Source organism: Puniceicoccus vermicola, from assembly GCF_014230055.1.
Taxonomy (GTDB): domain Bacteria; phylum Verrucomicrobiota; class Verrucomicrobiia; order Opitutales; family Puniceicoccaceae; genus Puniceicoccus; species Puniceicoccus vermicola.
Map to the genome: position 1 here is coordinate 1 of NZ_JACHVA010000077.1, position 3,186 is coordinate 3,186.

Annotated in this window: 3 protein-coding genes; 2 read left to right on the top strand and 1 reads right to left on the bottom strand. The window is 52.9% G+C overall.

Translation table 11 applies throughout. From position 1 onward, the window contains the following. Positions 1-309 precede the first annotated feature (309 nt). Positions 310-1,404, bottom strand: coding sequence for an IS110 family RNA-guided transposase (locus tag H5P30_RS08715; protein ID WP_185691013.1), 1,095 nt, complete (start codon positions 1,402-1,404; stop codon positions 310-312). A gap of 299 nt (positions 1,405-1,703) precedes the next feature. Here H5P30_RS08715 and H5P30_RS08720 point away from each other — a divergent pair, with 299 nt between their 5' ends. Together H5P30_RS08720 and H5P30_RS08725 are read left to right on the top strand one after the other, a co-directional pair. Then, complete coding sequence (locus H5P30_RS08720; RefSeq protein WP_221774329.1) at positions 1,704-2,132, top strand: hypothetical protein; 429 nt, start codon at positions 1,704-1,706, stop codon at positions 2,130-2,132. A gap of 74 nt (positions 2,133-2,206) precedes the next feature. Further along, the gene (locus H5P30_RS08725) at positions 2,207-2,692 is read left to right on the top strand and encodes a DUF4279 domain-containing protein (RefSeq protein ID WP_185692565.1); all 486 of its coding nucleotides are present in this window, start codon (positions 2,207-2,209) and stop codon (positions 2,690-2,692) included. Positions 2,693-3,186 lie beyond the last annotated feature (494 nt).

Sequence of the window (3,186 nt, forward strand, 5' to 3'; positions counted from 1 at the left end):
TCGATGCTTCTATGGTGATTTATGGGTCAAGTCATAATCGCGATAATGTTATGTTTATTTTGAGCGATTGATCTTAGTGGTTTCCGCATTTGAGTATCCGGGGCTATGTAGCCCTCGGGACCAACTTCTATCCGTGCCGGTCTAGCCGGTCACCTGATGCCAAATACGCCTGATCGCAGGCTTGAATATGCGGTTTCATGATGACGCCAATCTACAAGAACGAGTGGGATTTACCATCTCCAGCATCGAAACGGGCCATCAATCCACCAAAGTCAGATAAAGCTCAGATAGTTTGATTGGTAAAAGTTCTCAGGCAGTCTCTTTGAGGAGAGCCCCAGCGGGGAGTTCGTCTTTTTCCAAGTACTTCCACAGAGCCACCAGTAGCTTGCGCGCCAGAGCGACGATGCCGATTCTTCGGCTGCGTTTTCCCCTGGCGAAGTTGTTGTCGAACCATTTGGCCAGATCCGACTGGGGTTGGTTCCTCAGCCACGACCAGGCCAGCTCGATCATCAGGGCCCGGACCTTGGCATTGCCGGCTTTACTGATGCCTTGTTCGTTCTTGCTGTCGCCGCTGTCGTAGGGGGAGCCATCCAGACCGGCGCAGGCGCCGACTTGCCGGACGTTGCGGAACTCTCGCCAGCTGAAGAACTCCTCGCTTAAGGTCATGGCGCTGATGACGCCAACGGCCTTGAGCCGGGTGAGCTTGTGGGCCTGTCGCTCGGCCTTTGTTTGGGGCTTTGCGATTCGGGCAGTCCGCGCACGTTCCAGAGCCTTGAGTTGGGTGCGGGCAAACTCCACGCGTTCGTATTCGCGGGCGATCTCGCTGCGTATATGTTCCGGGAGGGGGCGGTTGTCCCAACCGAGCAGCGAATCGAGCCGTGTATCGAGCTTGCTAAGTGAATCGAGGCGAAGTCCATGCAAAACAAGCAGGCTTTTGATCCGGGCTGTGCCCGCACCGATCTCCTTCTTCAGTCGCTTGATCTCTCGCTCGCGCCGACGCAGGTCTTCCTGCTCCACGCTCGGCACGCGCACGACAGACCAGAGCGTATGCTCACCGCCGTGGTAGCGAATCAGCTGACGCAGCAAGGCCTTGGCGTCCAGGCGGTCAGTCTTGGCTCGGCGTTTGCGGCGGTTCACCTCAATGCTGGCGGGATCAACGATGACGTTGTTGATCCCCAACCCCTCCAGCCAGCGGTGGATCCAGAAACCGTCCCGGCCCGCTTCGTAGACACTGAAAACCTCAATGTCTTCGCCTAGCTGCCACTTGTCCCGAGTCGCCTTCAGGGCCGATTGAAAGGCCAACTGATCACGAGCCTCGATCGTGATCAGCCGTATCTTCTCTCCCGTCGAGAAGGCCAGCTTCCATTTAGTATTGCTCAGTTCCAGCGCCATGTATAACTTCATTTTTTGAATCTTTCTTTCAGGTTCATTTTTTCAGGTCCGGGTCCTCTTAACCCGGGCCTGTTTAGTATCCGAAAGAAGAGGCCCCAAGAAAAGCAGATCCCTCGGATCCGCTCATAGCATCTACCACAGCTTCGTCAAGGAGAAGCACTCGCTTTTGGACCGGCAGTTAGTTCTGATAGTCCCGTTGCTGTTAAGGTAACTCAATAAAATGAAATGCAAGAGATAAAGGCACACAACAAGGCAGTGGTATCAACTCCGTTACGCGCTCTGCGCTACACTCCGTGATACACTTCGACGTTATGCCACGAAGAAAAATACCACAGGAAGTCATCGAAGCTGCTCATGCCGCCTCAGAGTTCCAACCGTCCGCTTCCGAACCATCGAAGCGTCTCGAAGGTAAAAAAGGTCTTTCTCGCATCATGTATATTGAGAGAAAAGCGGGCGAACTTATCGGTGAAGCCCGCATCGGTCGCGTAACATTCTCGAAGTCAGGAAAGTCCATCTACTACAGCGGAAAACAATTTAAGAGCTTGAAAGGAAGTGGGTTTAAGTCGAACTACTTTGAAATTGAATCAGGTGACGATTACTGGATCTCCGGACCAAAAAAAGATGGCGCTGATCGACTTTACGGAGAGCGCTTACCGATCGACATCGACGAGGAAGTAAGAGAAGAATACTGGACTCGAATACGAAATCAACCCGACCGAATCAACGATGCGAAAGCATAACCAGTCGATCGTCTCAATTCCGTTCGCTCCTGCGTCGCTCACTCCTTGAGACATCTCGACGATCTGCAAAAGAAATGAATCAACCGCCAGAAAAGCTCGTTTCGAGTGCGCCAGAAGGAACCGTTTGGTTCGGTGGTCCCGTTGATCGTTCTACCATGTCACTAAGAATTTTTGGTGAATCAGTCGATCCTAAGGAAATCACAGCACTCCTCGGCCATGAGCCGACAAAAGGAAGAACGAAAGGAGAGAAATGGATTGGGCCCAAATCGGGTAGACAATACGAAGCCAAGAAAGGATCTTGGTCGCTTTCAGCTCCTGATTCAAGCGAAGCTGATATAGATTCTCAGGTTGAATGGATACTTAGTCGATTGACGAAGGATCTAGGCGTCTGGAAGAAAATAACAGGAGAATACGATGTTGATCTATTTTCTGGACTCTTTCTAGAAGCGATGAATCGAGGCATAAGCATTTCCCCTACTACTATGAAAGAAATCAGCTCGAGAGGTATTGAACTAGGATTCGACATCTACAGTTTTGAACCCGAAGAAGCAGATCAATAAACGTTCTAGCCGAGCCGAGGAACGAGGCTCGGACTTGAACGATGGTTGGACAAGCCGTTGAGCGCCTTGGGGTTTCGGTCGGCTTATGGGTTTTCTATCAGGCTCGTTTTTGTCTGACTGTATCTCCCGGGCCGGTGATGGCGGTTGGTTTTGGGGAGGTTTTCGAGAGATCGAGCTGACCCGGGGTAGTGGCGAAGGGCGTCCGATCGGTTTTTCGGATCCATTTCTGTCGTATTCATGGGGTGGGCACAGAGGAACCGGGCTCCGGCGGGGCATCGACGGAGATCAACGGGGTGCGGCTGGTCATGAAAGAGTTCATGCGGCCACGGCGTGGAAGAAGTGTTCGTTACGATGGGCTGGAGGGGCCCGGGGCATCTTTTTGATTTTGCGCATGGGGCCTCCGCAGCGCGGGCAGGCGATCTCCCGTCCATGGACCGGTGTGGATTCCGGGGGTGGTTGGAGTTTGGCATCGAGCAGGAGCTGAAGCCATAGCA

Bases quoted from the DNA above. Each gene is read 5' to 3' on its own strand.
- H5P30_RS08725 (WP_185692565.1), top strand. From the start codon at position 2,207: ATGAATCAACCGCCAGAAAAGCTCGTTTCGAGTGCGCCAGAAGGAACC.
- H5P30_RS08715 (WP_185691013.1), bottom strand. From the start codon at position 1,404: ATGAAGTTATACATGGCGCTGGAACTGAGCAATACTAAATGGAAGCTG.
- H5P30_RS08720 (WP_221774329.1), top strand. From the start codon at position 1,704: ATGCCACGAAGAAAAATACCACAGGAAGTCATCGAAGCTGCTCATGCC.